The 19,434-nt window shown below is 69.9% G+C and carries 20 protein-coding genes; 13 read left to right on the top strand and 7 right to left on the bottom strand.

Annotated features, from left to right (window positions below; translation table 11 throughout):
* Nucleotides 1-36 precede the first annotated feature (36 nt).
* The 6 genes from ACIHCQ_RS30105 (at nucleotide 37) to ACIHCQ_RS30080 (ending at nucleotide 5,383) form a co-directional block, all read left to right on the top strand.
* Nucleotides 37-714 (top strand): ArsR/SmtB family transcription factor, encoded by a 678-nt coding sequence (locus tag ACIHCQ_RS30105; RefSeq protein ID WP_399669130.1) that lies wholly within the window; start codon nucleotides 37-39, stop codon nucleotides 712-714.
* Nucleotides 711-1,892, top strand: coding sequence for a cysteine desulfurase family protein (locus ACIHCQ_RS30100; protein ID WP_399669127.1), 1,182 nt, complete (start codon nucleotides 711-713; stop codon nucleotides 1,890-1,892). Before ACIHCQ_RS30105 ends, ACIHCQ_RS30100 begins: the two co-directional genes overlap by 4 nt.
* Before the next feature lie 52 nt (nucleotides 1,893-1,944).
* Nucleotides 1,945-3,129: a trans-sulfuration enzyme family protein gene (locus ACIHCQ_RS30095; protein ID WP_399669124.1), complete on the top strand. Its 1,185-nt coding sequence runs from the start codon at nucleotides 1,945-1,947 to the stop codon at nucleotides 3,127-3,129.
* Nucleotides 3,130-3,212: 83 nt separating this feature from the next.
* The gene (locus ACIHCQ_RS30090) at nucleotides 3,213-3,779 is read left to right on the top strand and encodes a carboxymuconolactone decarboxylase family protein (protein WP_399669121.1); all 567 of its coding nucleotides are present in this window, start codon (nucleotides 3,213-3,215) and stop codon (nucleotides 3,777-3,779) included.
* A gap of 36 nt (nucleotides 3,780-3,815) precedes the next feature.
* Nucleotides 3,816-5,078 (top strand): MFS transporter, encoded by a 1,263-nt coding sequence (locus ACIHCQ_RS30085; RefSeq protein ID WP_399669118.1) that lies wholly within the window; start codon nucleotides 3,816-3,818, stop codon nucleotides 5,076-5,078.
* Nucleotides 5,075-5,383: a sulfurtransferase TusA family protein gene (locus tag ACIHCQ_RS30080; protein WP_399669115.1), complete on the top strand. Its 309-nt coding sequence runs from the start codon at nucleotides 5,075-5,077 to the stop codon at nucleotides 5,381-5,383. Before ACIHCQ_RS30085 ends, ACIHCQ_RS30080 begins: the two co-directional genes overlap by 4 nt.
* 9 nt (nucleotides 5,384-5,392) lie before the next feature.
* On the opposite strand, the gene ACIHCQ_RS30075 is transcribed toward ACIHCQ_RS30080, so the two are convergent.
* From ACIHCQ_RS30075 to ACIHCQ_RS30055, 5 genes are read right to left on the bottom strand one after another with little or no spacing between them, the layout of a single operon-like run.
* Nucleotides 5,393-5,578, bottom strand: coding sequence for a hypothetical protein (locus tag ACIHCQ_RS30075; protein WP_399669112.1), 186 nt, complete (start codon nucleotides 5,576-5,578; stop codon nucleotides 5,393-5,395).
* A gap of 50 nt (nucleotides 5,579-5,628) precedes the next feature.
* Nucleotides 5,629-6,036, bottom strand: a complete 408-nt coding sequence (locus ACIHCQ_RS30070) for a hypothetical protein (protein ID WP_399669109.1) — start codon at nucleotides 6,034-6,036, stop codon at nucleotides 5,629-5,631.
* Nucleotides 6,033-8,174 carry an integrase gene (locus ACIHCQ_RS30065; RefSeq protein WP_399669106.1) on the bottom strand — a complete coding sequence of 714 codons (2,142 nt, stop codon included), beginning with the start codon at nucleotides 8,172-8,174 and terminating at the stop codon, nucleotides 6,033-6,035. Before ACIHCQ_RS30065 ends, ACIHCQ_RS30070 begins: the two co-directional genes overlap by 4 nt.
* Nucleotides 8,171-9,904 (bottom strand): hypothetical protein, encoded by a 1,734-nt coding sequence (locus ACIHCQ_RS30060; protein WP_399669103.1) that lies wholly within the window; start codon nucleotides 9,902-9,904, stop codon nucleotides 8,171-8,173. Before ACIHCQ_RS30060 ends, ACIHCQ_RS30065 begins: the two co-directional genes overlap by 4 nt.
* Nucleotides 9,901-11,451: an integrase gene (locus ACIHCQ_RS30055; RefSeq protein ID WP_399669100.1), complete on the bottom strand. Its 1,551-nt coding sequence runs from the start codon at nucleotides 11,449-11,451 to the stop codon at nucleotides 9,901-9,903. The genes ACIHCQ_RS30060 and ACIHCQ_RS30055 overlap by 4 nt, the downstream gene beginning before the upstream one ends.
* A gap of 495 nt (nucleotides 11,452-11,946) precedes the next feature.
* On the opposite strand from ACIHCQ_RS30055, the gene ACIHCQ_RS30050 reads away from it, so the two are divergent.
* Genes ACIHCQ_RS30050 through ACIHCQ_RS30035 form a run of 4 tightly spaced genes read left to right on the top strand, consistent with a single transcriptional unit; the run spans nucleotide 11,947 to nucleotide 14,600 of the window.
* On the top strand, nucleotides 11,947-12,444 hold the full coding sequence (locus ACIHCQ_RS30050) for a hypothetical protein (protein WP_399669097.1): 498 nt from the start codon (nucleotides 11,947-11,949) through the stop codon (nucleotides 12,442-12,444).
* Nucleotides 12,445-12,465: 21 nt separating this feature from the next.
* Nucleotides 12,466-12,810, top strand: a complete 345-nt coding sequence (locus tag ACIHCQ_RS30045) for a hypothetical protein (RefSeq protein ID WP_399669095.1) — start codon at nucleotides 12,466-12,468, stop codon at nucleotides 12,808-12,810.
* Complete coding sequence (locus tag ACIHCQ_RS30040) at nucleotides 12,807-13,616, top strand: replication-relaxation family protein (RefSeq protein ID WP_399669092.1); 810 nt, start codon at nucleotides 12,807-12,809, stop codon at nucleotides 13,614-13,616. The genes ACIHCQ_RS30045 and ACIHCQ_RS30040 overlap by 4 nt, the downstream gene beginning before the upstream one ends.
* 33 nt (nucleotides 13,617-13,649) lie before the next feature.
* Entirely contained in the window at nucleotides 13,650-14,600 is a 951-nt protein-coding gene (locus tag ACIHCQ_RS30035) for a hypothetical protein (protein WP_399669089.1), read from the top strand.
* Nucleotides 14,601-14,736: 136 nt separating this feature from the next.
* Here the strand turns inward: ACIHCQ_RS30035 and ACIHCQ_RS30030 are convergent, their stop codons facing one another.
* Both ACIHCQ_RS30030 and ACIHCQ_RS30025 read right to left on the bottom strand, forming a co-directional pair.
* Nucleotides 14,737-15,075 (bottom strand): rodlin, encoded by a 339-nt coding sequence (locus ACIHCQ_RS30030; RefSeq protein WP_399669248.1) that lies wholly within the window; start codon nucleotides 15,073-15,075, stop codon nucleotides 14,737-14,739.
* Nucleotides 15,076-15,276: 201 nt separating this feature from the next.
* A complete protein-coding gene (locus ACIHCQ_RS30025) occupies nucleotides 15,277-16,179 on the bottom strand; it encodes a dual specificity protein phosphatase family protein (RefSeq protein ID WP_399669086.1) in 903 nt (300 codons plus the stop codon).
* Nucleotides 16,180-16,368: 189 nt separating this feature from the next.
* Here ACIHCQ_RS30025 and ACIHCQ_RS30020 point away from each other — a divergent pair, with 189 nt between their 5' ends.
* The 3 genes from ACIHCQ_RS30020 to ACIHCQ_RS30010 all read left to right on the top strand — a co-directional run bounded on the left by ACIHCQ_RS30020 (nucleotide 16,369) and on the right by ACIHCQ_RS30010 (nucleotide 19,417).
* On the top strand, nucleotides 16,369-16,593 hold the full coding sequence (locus ACIHCQ_RS30020; RefSeq protein WP_399669084.1) for a hypothetical protein: 225 nt from the start codon (nucleotides 16,369-16,371) through the stop codon (nucleotides 16,591-16,593).
* A gap of 875 nt (nucleotides 16,594-17,468) precedes the next feature.
* A complete protein-coding gene (locus ACIHCQ_RS30015; RefSeq protein WP_399669081.1) occupies nucleotides 17,469-19,274 on the top strand; it encodes a prolyl oligopeptidase family serine peptidase in 1,806 nt (601 codons plus the stop codon).
* Nucleotides 19,271-19,417, top strand: a complete 147-nt coding sequence (locus ACIHCQ_RS30010) for a hypothetical protein (protein ID WP_399669078.1) — start codon at nucleotides 19,271-19,273, stop codon at nucleotides 19,415-19,417. The genes ACIHCQ_RS30015 and ACIHCQ_RS30010 overlap by 4 nt, the downstream gene beginning before the upstream one ends.
* The last annotated feature ends 17 nt before the right edge of the window (nucleotides 19,418-19,434 follow it).

Genomic DNA, 19,434 nt, shown 5'->3' with positions numbered 1-19,434 from the left:
TCGGTTACAATAATCCATAGATTATTGGAGGAAGCAATGCGGGATGCCACCACAAGCGGCGCCAAGGCCGCCCTCTACGACGCCTTCGCGACCAGCGGCAAGGCGCTGGCCAGCGGAAAGCGCCTGGAACTGCTGGACCTGCTCGCCCAGGGCGAGCGCACCGTCGACGCGCTCGCCAAGGCAGCCGGGCTGAACCTGACCACTGCGTCCGCGCACCTGCAGACCCTCAAGCAGGCCGGATTCGTCGCGACCCGCCGCGAGGGGGTGCGCATCCATTACCGGCTCGCCGGCGACGACGTGGCCCAGCTGTTCGCGCTGCTGCGCAAGGTCGCCGAAGCCCACCAGGCCGCCGTCCCCGCCGCCCGCGACGCCTACCTCGGCGAGGACACCACCGGCGAGATGAGCCACGAGGAACTGCGCGCCCGTGCCGCGGCCGGTGACGTCGTGATCCTGGACGTGCGGCCGGTGGAGGAGTACCAGGCCGGACACATCCCCGGCTCCCTCTCCATCCCCGTTCAGGAGCTGGCCGACCGGATCAACGAACTGCCCCAGGACACCGAGATCGTCGTCTACTGCCGCGGCGAGTACTGCGTCCTGGCCTACGACGCCGTACGGCTGCTGACCGACCGCGGACGCCGCGCGATCCGCCTCAACGACGGCATGCTCGAGTGGCGCCTGTCGGAGCTGCCCGTCGACGCCTCGGACCTGACGTGACCGCTCCGGGCGGCAACCTCCCCCTGCATCCGGGACTGGCCGGCGGGCCGGTCTACCTGGACTACAACGCCACCACTCCGGTCGACCCACGCGTCACCGAGGCCATGTTGCCGTACCTGACGGACTTCTTCGGCAACCCCTCCAGCAGCCACCCCTTCTCCCAGGAGCCGCGGCGGGCGCTCGCCGCGGCCCGCGCCCAGGTCGCCGGTTTGATCACCGCCGGGCCCGGCGAGATCGTGTTCACCGGCTCCGGATCCGAGGCTGACCTGCTCGCTCTGCGCGGCGCGGTCCTGGCCTCCGATCGCCCGCACCCGCATGTGATCACCCAGGCCACCGAGCATCCGGCCGTCCTGGAGACGTGCCGTGCCCTCGAGCGGCTGCACGGCGCCCGGGTGACCGTGCTGCCGGTCGACGGCGACGGACACGTCGAGCCCGCCGCCCTGGCCGCTGCCTTCACCGAGGACACGGTGCTGGTGTCGGTGATGGCGGCGAACAACGAGACCGGCGCCCTCCAGCCGATCACGGAACTCGCCGCCCTCACCCACGAACGCGGCGCGCTGTTCCACTGCGACGCCGCCCAGGCCGTAGGCAAGATTCCCCTCGATATCGGCGAGCTGGGCGTGGACCTGCTCACGGTCGTGGGGCACAAGATGTACGCGCCGAAGGGCGCAGCCGCCCTGTACGTGCGCGATGGGGTACGGCTGGAGCCGGTCGTCTACGGCGGCGGGCAAGAGCACGGCCTGCGCGCGGGCACGGAGAACGTCGCCCTGGCCGTCGCGCTCGGCACCGCCGCACAGATCGCGGCCGGCGAGCTCGCCGACGACGGCCCGGCCCGCATCGCGGCCCTGCGCGACGACCTCCACCAGCGGCTCACCGGCAGCCTTGCCGGCCGTGTGCACCTCAACGGCCCGGAGAAGAACCGCCTGCCGAACACCCTGAACGTCAGCATCGACGGTGTCCTCGGGCATCAGCTCCTCGCCGCCGCCGGTCAGATCGCGGCCTCGACCGGCTCGGCCTGCCACAGCGGCACCCACACCCCTTCCCCCGTGCTCACCGCCATGGGCCTCAAGCGGGACCGCGCGCTCAGCGCGCTGCGACTGTCCCTGGGCCGCTGGACCACGGCCGAGGACATCGAGACGGCGGCAGCGGCCCTCACCCAGGCGGCAGCCGCGCAGTGACCAGGCCGACCGGCCCGACGCAAGAGATATCCGACGAGCAGCCAGGAGAGGCATGACCGAGAACACCGCGCACGGACTGTCCACCCGCAGTGTCCACGCCGGCGAACGCCGCGACGCCGAAGGCGCCATCCACACCCCGCTCTACAACCACTCCACCTTCGCGTTCGACACCACCGCCGACCTCCTCGACGTCGTCGAGGGCCGCAAGAGCGGCAACCTGTACACCCGCTACGGCCTCAACCCCACCATCCGCTCCACCGAGGCCAAGCTCGCCGACCTCGAAGGCGGCGAGCAGGCCCTGGCGTTCTCCTCCGGCATGGCCGCCGAGGCCGCCACGTTCCTCGCGCACTGCCGGACCGGCGACCACATCGTCTGCATCGGCGAGGTCTACGGCGGCACCTTCGAGCTCCTCGGCGACAACCTGCCGCAGGTCGGCATCACCACCACGTTCCTGCGCGCCGACGAGGTCGACCGGCTGCCCGAGGTGCTGACCGGCCGGACCCGGATCGTGTTCTTCGAGACCCCGGCCAACCCCACCCTGACCGTCTTCGACATCTCCGCCATCGCCGCCCAGGCCCGCACGGTCGACGCGCTGACGGTGGTCGACAACACCTTCGCCACCCCCGTCAACCAAAACCCCCTCGCCCACGGCGCGGACCTGGTCGTGCACTCCGCGACCAAGTACCTCGGCGGGCACTCCGACCTCACCGCCGGCGTCCTGACCGGCCCCGCCGAACACCTCGCCCCGGTGGCAGGGTGGCGCAAGAACCTCGGCCAGGTCATCGCCCCCGAGACTGCCTTCCTCCTCGCCCGCTCCCTGCGCTCCCTGCCCGTCCGGGTTCGCGCGCAGAACGACACCGCGCAGGCCGTCGCCGCCTTCCTCGCCACGCACTCGCGCGTGGCCCGCGTCCACTACCCGGGGCTTGCAACCGGCGAGCAGAAGCGCATCGTGGACGCGCAGATGCGCGGCGGGGGCGGCATGCTCAGCGCCGTCCTGGACGCGGACGCCGAGCAGACCGCCGCGGTGGTGGACCGGCTGCGCCTGTTCGCCATCGCGCCCAGCCTCGGCGGCGTCGAGTCCCTGGTCACCCAGCCCATCACCACCACCCACCACGGCCTGGACCCGGCCGAGCGTGCCCAGCGCGGCATCGCCGACAGCATGGTCCGCCTGTCCGTCGGCCTCGAAGACGCCGACGACCTGATCGCCGACCTCACCCAGGCCCTCGACAGCGATTGACAGCCCTCTTCCTTCCGCCCACCGGCCCTGTACGAGGGCCCGGTGGGCGTCCCGTACGACCTCTGCACGAAAGGCGTCCATCCGTGACCGGCTTCCCCCTCCACGACGAGGCCACCGCACCCGCCGAGGCCCTCCCGCACCTCGCCGCGGCCCGCGAACGCATGGGTTTCCTCACCACCCTCAACGCCGTCATGGCCGAATCCCCGCAACTCCTGGCCGGCTACACCGCCCTGGCCCAGCAGTTCGCCGCTTCCTCCCTGCCGAAGCCCGCGCAGCAGGTCGTCCTGCTCACCGCGAGCGTTGCCAACGCCTGCCCGCACTGCGTTGCCGCGCACTCCACCCTCGCCCTGCACGCCGGTCTTACCCCGGACGACGTCAACGCCCTACGCGACGCCACCACGTTGAAGGACCCTTCACTGGAAGCCGTACGCCGCCTCACGCAGGGCATCGTCGACAAGCGCGGCTGGGCCGACGAGCAGAACATCGCCGGCTTCCTCGCCGCCGGACACACCCACCGCCAGATCCTGGACGTTGTCCTGGGCGTCGGCATGAAGACCCTGTCCAACTACACCAACCACCTCACCCACACACCCGTCGACCCGGCGTGGCACGACCAGCAGTGGACGCCGCCAGCAGCCACAACCCCCTGACGCACCCACTGCCAACCGCCGCACGCAGGAAGAGACATGACCAGCACCGCACCCGCCGTCCCCGCCTCCATACCCGACGCCGCTCAGGCGCAGACCCGGATCCTGCGTGTCCTGGTCGCCTCCCAGATCCTCAGCGGTGCAGGTCTCGCCGCCGGCGTCACCGTCGGCGCGCTCCTCGCCCAGGACATGCTCGGCTCCACGAGTCTGGCCGGACTACCCAGTGCCCTGTTCACCGGCGGCTCCGCCCTCGCCGCCATCACCGTCGGCCGCATCTCCCAGGCCCGCAGCCGACGCCCCGGGCTCGCCACCGGCTACCTCACCGGCGCGATCGGCTCGGCCGGCGTCATCACCGCCGCCGTCCTGGACAACCCCGTCCTGCTGTTCATCGCCCTGTTCGTCTACGGCGCCGGCACCGCCACCAACCTCCAGGCCCGTTACGCCGGAGCCGACCTCGCCGCACCCGGCCACCGGGCCCGCGCGGTCTCCACCGTCCTGGTCGCCACCACCCTCGGCGGCGTCGCCGGACCCAACCTCGCCGCCCCCGCCGGCACCCTCGCCGAACACCTCGGCATCCCCCACCTCGCCGGACTCTTCGTCATCTCCGGCGCCGCCTACGCGCTGGCCGCACTCGTCCTCGCCCTCTGGCTGCGCCCCGACCCGCTGCTCCTGGCCCGTGACATCGCCCAGGTCAAGGAAGCCGACGCCGCAGCCAACCCGGCCGCCGCCGATGACGCCGACACCAGCGAGGGCCGCGGAGGCGTGGTCCTGGGCGCGCTGGTCATGATCCTCACCCAGCTCGTCATGGTCGCGATCATGACGATGACGCCGGTCCACATGCACGACCACGGCCACTCCACCGCCGCCTCCGGCCTCGTCATCGGCATCCACATCGGCGCCATGTACCTGCCCTCCCCGCTCACCGGCTGGCTCGTCGACCGCTACGGCCGCATGAAGATCGCCGCCGCCTCCGGCATCACCCTCCTGGCCGCCGGCATCCTCGCCGCCGCAGCCCCCGGCGACTCCGTCGCCCTCCTCGCGCTCGCCCTGGCGCTGCTGGGCCTGGGCTGGAACTTCGGCCTCGTCTCCGGCACCGCGATCATCACCGACACCGTCCCGCTCGCCACCCGCGCCAAGACCCAAGGGCTGGTCGACGTCTCTATCGCCATCGCCGGCGCCACCGGCGGCATGGCCTCCGGCATCATGGTCGCTGCCACCAGCTACCCCGCCCTCGCCCTCACCGGCGGAGCCCTCTCCCTCGCCCTCCTGCCCGCCGTCGCCGCCACCGCCTACCGCCGATGAACCCCACGAACCACGAAACCCCCGCGCCCGACATCACCGTCGACGGCACCGGCCTGCTCTGCGTCACCCTCCTGCTGCGCCTGCGTAAAGAGATCGACGGCGCCAAGCCGGGCACCGTCGTCCACGTCATCGCCACCGACCCAGCCGCACCACTCGACCTGCCCGCCTGGTGCCACATGACCGGCCACCACTACCTCGGCCCCGTCCCCGGCGACGAACGGCCTGTGTACGCCCTGCGGATCGCCTCCGATGCCCGTCCCACCCGAGCCAGCGCTCCCTGGCATACGGACGACCGCGAAGGTTGACCGCCGGCCTCACCTCTGCAGCTTGGCCGTGCGCTCGGGATGGGCGCTGCCCACAGAATGCATGGCGGTCTTCTCCGTGATTCCGAACAGGGGCATCAACTTCAGCGGATCGCCGGTCTCGAACGCCTCGTTCAGGATTCGGTCCTGCCGCAGGCCGTCCCCCTGGCGGCGCGGGCCAGCCGTTCGCGAGTTCATCCACCAAACCCGCAAGGAACTCGGCGTCGCCGCGTGACGGCCTGCTCTCCTTAATCGCCAGATGGGCGGAGCGGGATGACGTTGTCGGGAACAGGCTGGTCTTGGCTATCGGGTTGCCGGAGGATGAGGACGGCTGCCGCGAGGGCCATCTGCTCCGCTCGGTGCCGGGACTTGGCCTCGGCAGCCTGGGCGTCCTTGAGAGCTCCCTTCAGGCGGACCACCTCCTTGCGAAGCCGCTTTTCGACTTCCGGCGTCTGGTGCGTTTCCGTACGCACCCGCGCGTAGAACTCCTCCTTCAGGTCGGCGTGGCGCTTTTGCAGGGCCATGCGGTGAACACCGGCCTCTGCGGCGAGCTCGACCACGGTGAGGCTGCCGTTGGAGCAGGTGGGCTGGCCGGCCAGAAGGCGGTCCATGGCCGCGCGGATGCGGGAACGTTCGTCCTCGTGCTGCTGGTTCATGCGATGGCCTCCTCGGCGGTCTGGGCGGTGGCGTCGTGGGCGTCGGCGAGAGCGCGGAAGCGGTCGGCGGTCAGGCGAAGCCGGTCGCCCAAGGGCTGGGGCATCAGGGCTGCCCTCGCATCGAGCCGATCAGCGTGCTCTCGCGCGGCCTGCGCGTGACTGTCGGTGCGGACCGCGTTGCCGCAGCCGAGCTGGCAGGCGAACTGGTTGGGTGCCGTCGCCCCGGGATCCGGGTCGCACAGGGCGGTGTCGCGCTTGAAGGCGCAGAGGAGGAACGCGTCCGGGTTGTCGAAGAGCACGAGGCCATCGCGCCCGAGAAACTTGGCGGCGGCCTTCGGGGTGGTCAGGGCGCCTTCGAAACCGGGGACCGAGGCTGCTCCGATGAGAGCCCGCCGCGTGGCGGGACCGGAGATCTTCTCGCCGGCCGCCGCGGCGTCGCGCAGCCGCGCTGCGGTCTGCGCGGCGGCGAGAGCGGTCTCGACGTCGAGCTCCCCGTGGAACCCCCGACGACCGCGGTCGCCGTAGCCGGTGGAGGTGCGGGCGTCCAGAGCGGTGCGCATGTGTCCGTACTGGATGGCGAGGGCGACCAGACCGCCGGGACGGCGGGCGATGTGCCAAGCGAGGGTTCTGCGCAGACGACTCAGTCCCAGGTTGCCGTGCGGGTCCTCCGGCACCATCTGGGCAGGCAGACCCTGGGCGGTGGCCTCCTGGTTGATCCATGACACGAGATTCTCGACGCGGCGGTCCAGGGTGCCCCGCTTCAGCGCACCGTGGTGCTTGCGCTGGGATACGACATCGTGGTGGGTGGAGCTGAACAGGAGCTCGACCTCGGGGACGATGCGTTCCAGGACACGGATGGCGTTGACGACCGGGGTGATCGCGACCCAGGGGACGGCGCGCTCCTCACCGGCGGAGATGTGGTGGCCGTCGGAGTCGCGGACGTTCTTGTACTGGTGGGCTCGGATCAGATGCCGCGGCATGGAGCCGTCGGGGTTCGGTTCCGGGTCCGGGCAGCAGCCCGACCTCAACGACCGGGCCTCCTGGGGGCGCATCCCTGTCAAATACAAGATCACGATGGCGGCGGCCGTGGCCAGGTGCCGCATCAGGATCGGTGTTTCCTCATAGTCCATGAACTCGCGCCAGGGACGCCCCTCGATCCGGCCCGTCACCGGCACCTGCATGGGGCTGGGGCCGGGCCGCCGGGCGACGAGCTCACGGAGCCCGCGCCGAGTGGCGAAGTCGTGGACCTGGTTCCAGCTGGCTCCCGTGGCCGCGGCGACGTAGTGGTGGGCCAGGGTGATGCCGTGCTTTCGGCTCACGGTGGCGGGCAGAAGGGCCCCGGAATCGACCAGCGGCTGCAGATAGTTCTTGACGGCCGCCAGACCCCCTCGGGTGCTCGGGGTGGCCTTCACGCGGGCGTGCATGCGGCGGCGCTCGGCCCAGGCGGCCAGGATGTCGTCGGAGAAGTCCTCGACCAGGCGGATCGACCAGGTCAGCAAGGGGCCGATCACGGTCGGGTCCAGTGGTTCGGTCTTGTTCTCCCCGCCCGCCTCTCCCGTCTCGGCCGGCAGGTAGTCGTCGATGCCCTCGCTCTCCCAGGGCGGCTGCGTAACACCGCAGGGGCTGGCCGACAGCTGATCGAAGGCCCACAGGTCCGAGAGCCAGCGCAGAACCGTCTGGGCATGAACGCGCGTGCAGCCGCTGGTGCACTTGGCGGCGTACGCCTTCCAGTGCTCCACGGTGCAGTCACTGACTTGGGATACGCCATGCCGGTCGAGCCAGCGCGCGAACTTCATCCACTGCAGGATGTTGTCGCGCATGCTTGTTGCGCCGTCGCGTGACCGGTTCTGAAAGCCCCGCTCCTGTACGTAGGTGGGGCGCAACTCGCCGTTGATCAGGACCCAGATGAGGCGCCGGAACTCACTCCGTAGCGCGGCCGGGCACCTCCTCAGGTTGATCTTGTGGATACTCTCCCCGGGGTTATCGATCAGCGGTCCCATCGACCAGACGTCGTCGCTGTACTGGGAGTTGGGGTGGGTGTTGCCGGCGCTGATCCACCGGTCCAGGACCACCGGGCTCTCCGGCGTCGGCAGGGGGAGGATGTAGGGATCGGCCTCAAGGGTCGGAGCTGTCGTCATGAGGCGAGGTCCCCCTTGAGTAGATGGTCGACGATCATTCGGTCGCGGTCGGTGATGCGAGTGAGAGCGGCGTCCCAGGTCCTCTCGTTGACCTTTGTCCGCAGGTCATCGAGACGCTGGAGATGTTCGTCCCATCGCTTACGCCAGAGCTTCTCGGGCCAGCTGGAGCGGAGCGACATCAACTGGCGGCGCAGGAGGGCGAGGCGCGGGTGATGTCCGGTGTGGACCCGGGAATTCTCACAGGACAGGCAGAGCAGGAAGTCGGCCCCGCAGCCGCCGCTTGGGTCCGGCCAGGGGCTGGTCTCCTCGTCCGCGCAGTCCGCGGTCGCGGTCTCCTGATGGTCCGCGTCGGCCGCGTCCGAGAGCCGCCCCTTGAAGGTGTAGTCGCGGGCCTGTTCGAGGGCTTCCTCGGCGCCGGCCGCGATCACGTCCACGGCGGCTTGCTGGACGTTCTCGTCGGGCAGGACGTAGACGCTCTCGTTGGTGCCGCGTTTGTGCTGCAGCGGCTTGCCCGTCGTGATGACGGTGGTCCTGCGGGCGCGCTGGAAGGGCGAGCCGATCTTGTGGGATCGCGCCCATACTCGTGCGTCGGCCTTGGACACCCCGAAGCACAGCGGGCCGACGTTCCGGGGCCGGTCCAGATTGGAGTCCACGTCCGTACGGCGCCGGTTGCGGGCGACCATCAGTAGGTCGTGGCCCGGTGACAGAGCGGCGGCCAGGGTTCGCCCCGGCTGTGTGGCCTCCAGCGCCTGGGTGATGAGCCTGCCCGGCGAGTCCGCGCCGGAGTCGGTGTAGTTCTCCGTATCGAACCAGCGCCCTTCGCCCGAGCGGCGCTTCTCCACCAAGACCTCGTAGGTGACCGTGGCCGTCTCTCCCGCAGATGGAGTCGTGACGGGCACGTGCAGGCGGTCGTAGACCGAAAGGTTCCAGCCGTAGCGGTCCGTCATCATCACGGCCAGCGCGGTCAGTTCCGCCCGAGTCAGGAACAGCCGGCTCGTTGTCTTCCCGCGGTTCTTTCCGCGCAGCAGCCTTTCAGCCTGGGCATAGACCTTCCCGTCCTTGTCCGGGTACCCGGACAGTTCCCCCGTGGCGGCGATGTGCTCGAGGGCCGCCCCGATCCGCCAGTCCCGGCTGTCCGGGTCCAGTGCACCTGCCCGGTAGCGGGCGAGCAGCGCGGTGTTCTCCCGGATCCGCAGCAGCGCGGCCCGGAACTGCCGTTCGGCGACCAGCAGCACCTGGTCGCGCTCCGACGGCCGGTAGGACTGCTTGGACGGCTTGCCCTTCTTCGGAACGGGGCGGGCCAGTTCCTCGGCGACCAGGCCCTGTGCCAGCCGCGGCTCGCGCTTCAGCAGCGTACGCATCTTCCCCAGGGCCTCACGCCCGCCGGGGGTGCCCTTGTGGTTGTTGCGCCAGAGCCGGAGCGTGGCAGAGGTGAGGCCCCCCAGGTCCTCGGCCGGCTGGCCCTGGTCCTCTAGGAAGCGGGCGAAAACCTCGATGGATCGCCAATATGACTCACCGCTCGCGTGGCTGTTCCACCCCATGGACTGCTCGGCGAACGCTCGCGCAAGAGAGCAGCGCATCGGCTGCGGCACGGAGATCGCGGCGAAGTCGAAGACGCGCTCGAAGCCTTCCTTGTTCACCACGGTGACCTGCAGTCCGTCGGCGGCTAGACGCTCCGTCGCCTGGAAGTCCGGCGGCGGCAGGACGGCCTTGCGCCCCCGCCCGCTCACGATGCCGCCGCGACGGGCAGGGCGTCGACCAGGACCTCGATGTCCTGGATCCCGGAGGTTTCCCGGGCCAGCTGGGCGAACAGGCCGTTCAGATCCTTCGTCTGGTCCGTCTCACCGTTCTCGTCCTCGGTGTCGAAGGCGAGGATCGACTCCAGCTGCAGATGCATGACCGGGCTGAGGTAGTGCTCCTTCGTCGTCTCGACGTCCTTGTGCCCCAACAGGGTCTTCACCAGCCACCACGGGTCGCCGTAGAGCTGGGCAAAGTCGCGCCGGTCCGCTGCGGTCAGCCCGTACTTCTTGTCCATCAACTCGTTGAGCAGGATCAACATGTAGAGCGCCATCGAGTGCCGCATGGAATGGGGTGTCGCGTACGGGACCTTCCCGCGGATCTCCGAGACCCGCAGCAGCCGGGGCGTCTCGCGTTCTTCCGGGGTCAACAGAGCGTGTTCGCACCGTTGGTTGGCCTGCCGGAACACGGTGTTCCAGCGGTCCGGCAGCATGGGCAGGCCCTGCTCGGTCAGCCACAGCCACGCCGGCTCCGGGCCCTGTGGTCCCTCGACGAACAGCCACTGCCGCTCGCGCCAGTCGAGCAGGCTCAGATCATGTCGGCCTTGGACGCCGTCGCGGTCGACCCAGTGGACCATCGTGGTCCGGCCCGTCGTGACCTTCGTGATCAGCCGCATCAGCGGCAACTTTCCGTAGCGACCCTGGGCTTGGGCCCGCTCGACCGCCCAGGCCCGCTCCGACTCCGCGTAGGCGCTGACCTGGCGCAAGGAATCGACCGACGCATAGAAGGTCCGGTCTCGCTTCGAACGGGACAGCGCCCGGGCCATCTGCCCGTGGCAGTAGCGGCCCGAGCGCAGCGGGCGGGACGGCACTTCGAACGTCAGCATGGCGCCGGATTCCTGCCGCCGCAGTCCCGAACTGAGCGTGAACCCGACGAACGAGGTGTTCCGAAGCTCGGTCCTCCCGTCCCAGCCCGGCACCGGTGTCCCGTCGGGACCGAGTCCGCGAAGGCCCACGTCCTGCCACAGACCCCAGGTTCGCGGTGTCAGCCACGACACCCGCGAGCTGCGGGCGTGCGCGGCCCGGTCCGTCCGGCGCTGGCTGTCCACCGGCAACGGCGTGACCTTCGCCCACCGGTAGAGGCGTGTGAAAGCCGGCGCCTCCCGATCCCACTTCGCCCCACTGATTCGCCTCGGGTTGAGTGGTGAGTCACACCGAAATTCTCTGTACGCGCGCAAGTCGGCCTGCGTCGCCTGCCGCCACGGAATCCCGCGTCGCCACAACCAAGTCAGCAACAGCCGGATGTCCAGCGCGTAATTCCGCCGGGTTTCCCGCTCCAGATAACGGAATTCCGAGGAGAGAGCGAATTCCAGGAGCTCGGGATCCACCACGAAATCCGGCCGTACGAAAACCGGATCGCCCGGCCGAAGCCCCACCGCGTCCAACGCGGCCGGCAGGTCCCGGACCCCCAGCACCCCCTCCTCCGGCAGCGGCCCCCACCGCTCCGGATCCGGCACGAACACCAGCCACCACTCGTCCATCTGCCACCCCTGTGAGCCCCTTGAACTCACTCAATCATCAGGGAAGCACAGGTGCGGATCATCAGGAGCTCCGGTCACCTCGTACGCGATGTCGCCGCACTGGCAGCGGCCCGTCCGCTTGTCGAGCGCGGTCATCGGATCGGTCACAGCGATTCTCCCCTTTCCAGAACACGGCTGAGGCCTCAGTGTGCGGTCGGCCACGGCATCCGTGCGGGTGTTCGGGGCTCCCTTAACCGTGGGCGGCAGCATGTTCACTCCCCACGGTGAATGGCCCAGCAGAGGGACCGGCTGTACGGTGCATCCGCTCCGCAGCCGCATGTCTTCTCGATCTTGCGAAGAAACTTCCGGCCGAGTGTCACACCGATCGGCATCCCGACACCTGTAGCAGACGAAGGACCCGTTCGCTCTTGGAGGTGCCACCGTGCTCCCGCCGTCCCACCCGTTCGACCCCTCTGGCGACCGGACGCCGCCCAGCTCGCCCTCAGGTGGTGAGCGATGACCACGACCGACCTCATCGACGACGCACTCGACCTCGTGGAGAACCTCCCCGCGCACGCCGGACGACTGGCGGACTCGGCCCTGAGCAACGCCTGGTGGGCCGCCCTGGTCATCTTCGGCGGCGGCGCCACAGTTGCCGTCGGCCGCTGGCTGCTGTCGCGAGGCCCGATGGCAGACCGGACAGCGCTGGAAGCGCTGCCGACCACCGGCTTCGACCCCAAGCCGGAGGAGGTCGTGCGTTTCGGCCACCAGATCGCCCGCGCGCACAAAAGCGTCTCGCGCCGGCTGGTCTCCTCCTTCCGAGGCAGCGCCGTCCGCGTCCGCTTCACCTGCACCGGCGGCGCGCTGTCCATGAGGGGCGAGGGCCCCGCGCGGGCGATGTCGGTACTGCGCCACCAGAGCTACGCCCAGGTCGAGATGCGCCCCGTTGAAGCCGGCGGCCGTGCTGCTCGCGAGCGCCCCCAGATCCGCCTCGGCTCCCATCCCACGTCCTGACACCCCCAGAACAGGAAGATCATGACTACCGCACCCGAACGGACCACCGAGGCACCGGTCGACCTCGTCAACCCCGAAGCCGACGTTCAGAACAAGGCTGCCCGCCAGATCCACTACGCCCGTGCCGGGCTGGCGCTGGCCCTCCCCGACCACCTCGCCCTCTGCGAAGTGCCGCTCACCCCTGACCCGCTCGAGGCACTCGCCAACGCGGTCGCCGTGCCCTCGGTGTCATGGACGCGGGGCTTGGCAGTACTCGCGGCCTTTGCCCCGGGGCCGGCGGATCCGTCCGGACCGTTGCCAAGCGGGCGGCCCGCCCCCACTACCTGCTCAAGCAGCTTGCCGAACTCCACAAGGCCGGCCTGGTGAGCCGGGTCCGAGCGCTGGGCGGCTCCGCCGGGCCGAACCGGGTTCGCACCCAGCCGTTCCTGTGGTTCCTGACCCAGGCTGGAGCCGAGTCCGTCGAGGAGGCCGGCGAACTTCCCATCCGCCCTTACCGGGTGACGCCCGAGTCGGTGGCCGGCGCCCGGCAGGCGCACACGCTCGCAGTCAACGACGTCGGTGTCGCTTTCGTCGAGCACGCTCGCCGACTCGGTCACGAGTGCGGCCCGCTCGACTGGACCCCCGAGGTCGCCAACCGTATCCGCGACGGCCAGCGCCGCTTCGAAGACGACCACGTCATCAGCGACTCCGTTCTCAACTACGTCCACGTCGAGAACGGCCGGCGCACCATGCTGAGCTTCTTCATCGAGCTCGACAGGGCCACGATGACCTCCGCCCGGCTGGCCGCGAAGCTCGACGCGTACGGCCGACTGTACGAGTACGTTCCGCAGAGCTCGGACCGGGCGCGCCGGCTGCCGAACGCGACCAGGCCGGCCTGGATGAATCACTACCCGATCTTCCCCCGGGTCCTGGTTGTCCTGGACGCGGCGGCCCCGAGAGAAGGGGAGCCCGACCGGCGGCCGCACCGGCTCGCGGCGCGGACCGAGGACCTCTACACGCGCACCGCGGCGGACGTCCGCCTCAGCCGGCTCAGGGAGGACATCGCGATCGGCGTCACCACCCTGCGGCAGCTCCAGCAACACGGGCCCTGCGCACCGATCTTCACCCCGCTGCTCCGCGGCACACCGTCCGCCCGGCCAGCACTCACCGACTTCTACCTCTCCACGAAGTGACCGGCCGCCCGCGGCCCTGCAGGAAGCAGCGACATGACCAGTACCTCGATCGAGGCTCCGCCCGACGGCGGCAGCATGATCCGGCACACCGAGATCCTGCACCGCAGCGTCAAGCTGCGGCAGCGCCGAATCGAGATGCTGCCGCTCCGCGGGCCGGGCGCGCCGTTCACCGAGGCCCACGCCCGCAACCCCTCCGACTTCCTGCCACCTTCAGAGCTCGCAGACCTCATCTCCTCCATGTCCGTGATCGGCCTCCTGGAACCGGTCCTGGCCGAGGAGATCCTCATCGACGGCAAGGCCCCGACCATCCGCCTGGTCACCGGGGAGCGGCGACTGCGCGCCATGCGCCGGGGTGCCACGCACCGCCCGGACAACCCGCACTTCCAGGCCCTGCCCGCCGTGGTCTGCCCGGGCCCGCTGTCCGACGAGGAGCGCCACATGTGGCGCTTCGTCGAGAACTTCGCCCGCGAACCCCTGCGTCCGGGCGAGCAGGCCGCCGCCCTGCTGTACCAGCGGTGCGCCATCCTCGTCGGCAAGCTGCTGAAGTCCGGGAAGCCGGTGCCCCAAGAGGTCTACGCCATCCCCGACCCGGCGGAGCGCTTCCAGGCCCTGGAGAAGATCCGCGGCACCGACACCTCGTGCGCCGCTCCCTGGAGCGAGGTGCTGGAACGGCTCGGTCTCCAGCTCAACGAACGCAAGGCCGGCGAGCTGGTGCGCGCCTTCCGGGCACTGCCGCGTGAGCTCACCGAGGAGATGGACGAGGCAGCCGTACGGCTCCACACCCGGATCCGCTTCGCCGAGCTCCGCAACGGACGGGCGGAGGCGGCGCAGGGAATCTGGGCCGCGCTGAAGACCTCCAAGCGGCTTCACCTCCTGCCGACCGCCGTGAGTGTGGGCCTGGAGGAGGAAGAACTCGGGCCGGACGACGTCATCACGAGCCGACGCGGGCCGGGGCACTTCGAGCCCAGGACGCCTCGGACATGAGTATGAGTCGGGCCCGGCACCCCGAGGGGGGATGCTGTTGGCGAAAGCGCGGCGGCGACGCCAACGTCCGACACGTCAGCGCGAAGCCCCGCCCTCCAGCGCGATCGGGGAGCGGGGCTTCGAGGTGTGTTCGAGGTCAGTGGTGGTCCACACCGTTGCCGGACAGGACGGGAATCTGGTCCACGATTTGCTGGAGCGGCTCTTCGTCCTTGGACTGGGAGGAGTTTTCGGTGCACAGCAGGTTCTGCGGAGCCGACAGGATCGGGATGTCCTGGACGGCGATGTTCAAGAGGCCGACGAGGGAACCGACGTTGGCCTTGATAGGAAGACCGGTACAGGGCTTGCTCTGCGCGTCGTGCTCGGCACGGGTGTCGTTGAGACTCGTTGTGCCGCCGTGCTCGCCGACGGCCATCGCCTGAGGAGCCATGCCCAGGAAGCAGACTGCGAGCACGGTTACGACGATCATTTTCTTCACCATGATCTGTTTAACGCCCTTCCGGGGCCTCCGTCACGGTGGTGGCGCGCTGTCCTTGACCATGGTGACCTTCGGTTCCAGGGCCACAACCAGGTCTTGGAACCGAAGGTCACGCGACGTAGCGAATTAACCAACAGCATCCCCGAGGGGGTGCCGGGCCCGACTCATACCGTAGGCGGCAGCTCGCCTGAACTCGGCGGTTCAGCCCAGGACGGGCCGGGGCTGGGGCCGGTGCGGCGTGACTCCGGCCAGCTCGTACACCGCGTCGTGCATCTGCCAGTGCGCGAGGAGCGTCCAGTGCGCGCCCAGGGCCCGATAGATCCCGACGAGGGCATCGTGCGGGTGCGTGCCGAGGAACGCGCTGTAGGCGGCGGCCACGACGGGGGTGCGCGAGCGGCCCGCGACGCAGTGCAGAAAGACGCGCTTGCCCGCCTGTCGCAGCCGGAAAATCTCTCGGGCAGCCTGGTGGAGCACGTAGTGGAGGTTGGCGTTCGCGCCCTCCTTGTCGACCAGCCAGACCCGGACGTGCTCGACGTCGGTGCCGGAGAAGATCGGGGCCTGTCCGACCCGGCACAGGGACACCACCGCGTCGATGGGGATTTCCCCCTCGCACTCGGTCACGGGCAGATTCCCGAGGTAGAGCCCGTCGTCTTCCGGGTGCTGCACCGTGTAGCTCTTCCCGGCGTACCCGGGGATCTTCACGCGGGCGGCCGAGGGCCAACCGTCGGCGTCGTCAAGGCCCTTGCGGGCCGTCAGGACGGCCAGGCGTACGAGGTCGGGCCCGGTCAGGTGGGGCCAGCCGTTCACAGCCTGCTGCCAGGCGAGCGGGATGGCAGAGACGCCCCAGCGCGCGCCGAGAAGAGCGCCTGCGATCGCGGCGACAACGACGGGCGGCTGCGTGGAGCGAACGAATAGCGCACAGTCAGAACACTGCCTCTTCACCAGTACCACATGGTCCGCGTGCCGCCGGCCCGCGGGCGTCGCCTCTCTCCGGCCGGGCACGGGCACCGGCGGTGGAGCGGGCGCTGGGACCGTGGCGGGGGTCGACCTCGATCCGTACGCCGCCGCGCTGACCGCGTACCGGCTCCTGGCGAGCTCCGCCACCGTCCTTCGTATTCCTCTGGATTGCGTCCCGGCGTCGTGGCCGGTCAACGTGGCCGCGGCCGATTCCTTGCTGGACGGGGACGAGCCCCTGCTGCGGGCCTGCAGCTAACACGTCTGCGTGGCCAACCCTCCGTACATCACCCCGAAGGACCCCGTCGCCCGCGACCGCGTCCGTGCCGCGTACCGCAGGTGGCTGCCGGCAAGTACTCCTTGGCGCTGCCGTTCACCGCCCTGATGCTCGACCGCTTGGCCGCCCCGGGCGGGTTCGTGGCGCAGCTGACCGCCAACTCATTCATGAAGAGGGAGTTCGGCCGACGGTACGTCGTCGACTTCCTGCCTCGCGTAGGCGCGCATTGCGCGTTTCCCTTTCTCATTGACGATGACCTCTGTCCGGCCCAAGGGGCAGCACAGTGAGGTGAACGTCTTGCCCCGTCGCTTTGAAGCTGTCGGATTCTCATCGCGGCGTTTGCTTCGTTCGTAGGGTTTGATCTCACTTCGCTGGTCTCGTTCTCATTGCAACTGTCACGGTCGCTTTCGGCATGCAGGTGAGTGTGCGGGGAGCGGCGATAGACCTGGATCTGGTCGAGGTCGAGCGGGCTGACGGTGCGCGCTCGACGGCGGCGACCCTCAACCTTTCGGCGCCCTCGGCGCGGGCGGCGAGTTCGTCGGCGGCCACGAGGACGGCGGTGATCGCGCGCGGGGTCAGGCCGCGTGGCAGGTGTGGAAGCACTGGGGTTGAAGGTGCATTGCTCGACAGCAGCGGAGGATCCGGCCATGCGGTGGCAAACTCAGCCGCGTATCCGTTTTCGCATCCGGAATCGCGCCTGGGCCTACCGCAGGCCGCAAGCCCGGTCACAGGGAGGGTTGGCGCCACCACCTGATGCCCGGAGCGGAATGAGGGCAGTGTGGCGCGGCGGCCCCTTAAGGAGCGCCATCTCGGCCATTTGTCCGTGGGCTACTTGATTACTTAACGAGGCCACCCTAATTTGATGTGGCGCTCAGCCGTTTCTGCTTCCTTTCTCATGTAAGCGCATCGATTGCATGACATGGGGTGGCATGGTATTGTATGCGCCCTTTCGACAAGCACGTCTTGAAGAGCACGACCCGAGATCCGTAAGAGCAGTATTCCGCCCTGTTCTGTCAACAGCGCACGCTCTCCCGGCTGATCGGTCGCCGTCACGCTCCCTTTCCAGTGTCTGCGCCATAGCGGAATCCGTCTTTCCGCCGGTCTGCGGCCATCGCCGCACCCTGCGAATTCTGAATCCTGTGTCCCGACCGGAGGAAAGCTTGTGTCGAACGCCGTTCAGGCCCCTGGGTTTGCCACGTTGCACCCTGGCCGCGCGGTCGAGACACAGCTCGTCGATGGTCGGCTGCAGGCGGTCGCCTGGGACATCGCCGCGGACCGGCGGCGGGTCCTGACAACCCGTCCGGGCGGCGTGGACATGAGCGAGATCGAACCGGACGGCGGCCACATCTGGTGGTTCGACTCCGACGGCACGGGTGAGGGCATCTGGCGCCGCCAGCCGTTCGCAGGCGGCCCCGCGTTCCCGGCGCTCAGGGGCGTGCCGCGCGGCCGGGCCTACGGCATTGCCTTCGATCGCACGGGCTCGCTGGCCGCGGTCGGCGTGGGCGTCGACGGCACCTCGCGCTGCTACGTGGGAGCACCCGCCGGCCCGGCCCGCCTGGTGGGCGCCGTCCCCGGCTACCTGAGCCTGGTTGACATGACCCCGGACGGTCGGTTGCTAGCGCTGGCCGGGGAGCCCGGCGGTGCCGATGCGGTCGTCGTGTGGCCGTCCGACGGCGCCGCCGCCGTCCGGCTGCCTGGCAGGCCGGAGGCGCGGCTTTGGCCCATGGAGTTCCGCCCGGACCTCGACGGCGAGGCTGACCTCCTCCTGGTCGTTGAACTCGCCAACGAATACATCGTGGCGACTTGGCGGCCGTCCGAGGGCTCTCATCCCCGCCTCGTCCCCGGGCTGTCGTTCGCATCGGAGATCTCCGCCCGGTGGCATGGAGCCGACCGGGGCGTCCTCGTCCAGCACGAGCACGCTGGACGCAGCCGCCTCGTCGTGGCGGACCTGGACCGCTCCCGGGTTACGGACGTACCCATGCCCGGCGGCTCCCTCCACGACCTGTCGCTGGCGCCGGACGGCACCCTGCACTGTGTGTGGAGCCAAGAGTCGATGCCGCCCCGCACCCTGGTCCTCAGGCCGGGCGCGCCCGGCACCGGGGCGGGCTCGGAGCTCGATCCTCTGGACGGCGCGCACCGCACCGAGCGGTGGACGCCGCGGTCGTACGGGCGCATCCACAGCTTTGTCACCACACCCCCCGGTACCGGCCCCTGGCCCACGCTGTTCCTGGTGCACGGCGGCCCTGCGGCCCACGACCGTGACAGCTATGACCCGCGGATCGATCTCCTCATCCGTGCTGGCTACGCGGTGGTCCGTACCAACTACCGGGGCTCCACCGGTTATGGGACGCGGTGGCAGCACGACTGGGGCCACCGGGTTGGCCTGGCGCAGATTGAGGACCTGGCCGCGGTGCGCGCCGCGCTCGTCGCCGAGGGCGTGGCGGTCGCGGACCGCACTGGTCTGTGCGGCTTCTCCTGGGGCGGCTATCTGGCCCTGCTCGCCCTCGGCGCGCAGCCGGAGCTGTGGTCGCTGGGAATGGCGGCGTATCCGATTGCCGACTATGTGGCGGCTCACCACGCCACGACCCCCGCCCTGCGTGCCGTCGACCGGGAGCTCTTCGGTGGCGGCCCGGCCGAGGCCCCCGAGCGGTACCGCGCCGCCTGCCCCATGACGTACGTGGCGCGGGTACGGGCCCCGGTGCTGCTCATCGCATCGCCCACCGACGACCGCTGTCCTCCCGCCCAGGTGGACCGGTACGCGAAGGAACTCCGGAGCCTCGCAGTGCCACACGATGTGGTCTGGGTCGACGGCGGCCACCGGAGCCGCCGGAGCGCTGACCACGCCCTGGTGCTCGCCACCATGCTGCGATTCACCGAGAGCGCATGGCAGGTGCCCACCCCCGACCATCCGGCTGCGTCCCGCAGTTGGATGACCGACGAGTCCCGGGAAGGAGGTGAAGAACGATGAAGCGACGCAGCGTTCAGAACGACCCGATCAGCACCCCGGAGCGCGACCGTGGCGCGGTGGTGACCGCGTTCACGATCGACGTCACGAAGGCCGCCCCGGTCAAGCCGTCCCAGGCTCAGCCGAAGGCCACCGAGAAGAAGTGAGCACCGCTGCTCCGGGG

This window comes from Streptomyces sp. NPDC052236 (genome assembly GCF_044548015.1).
In the GTDB taxonomy this organism is placed as follows: domain Bacteria; phylum Actinomycetota; class Actinomycetes; order Streptomycetales; family Streptomycetaceae; genus Streptomyces.
The sequence above is the reverse complement of the archived record's forward strand: the minus strand, read 5'-3'. Positions and strand labels throughout refer to the sequence as shown.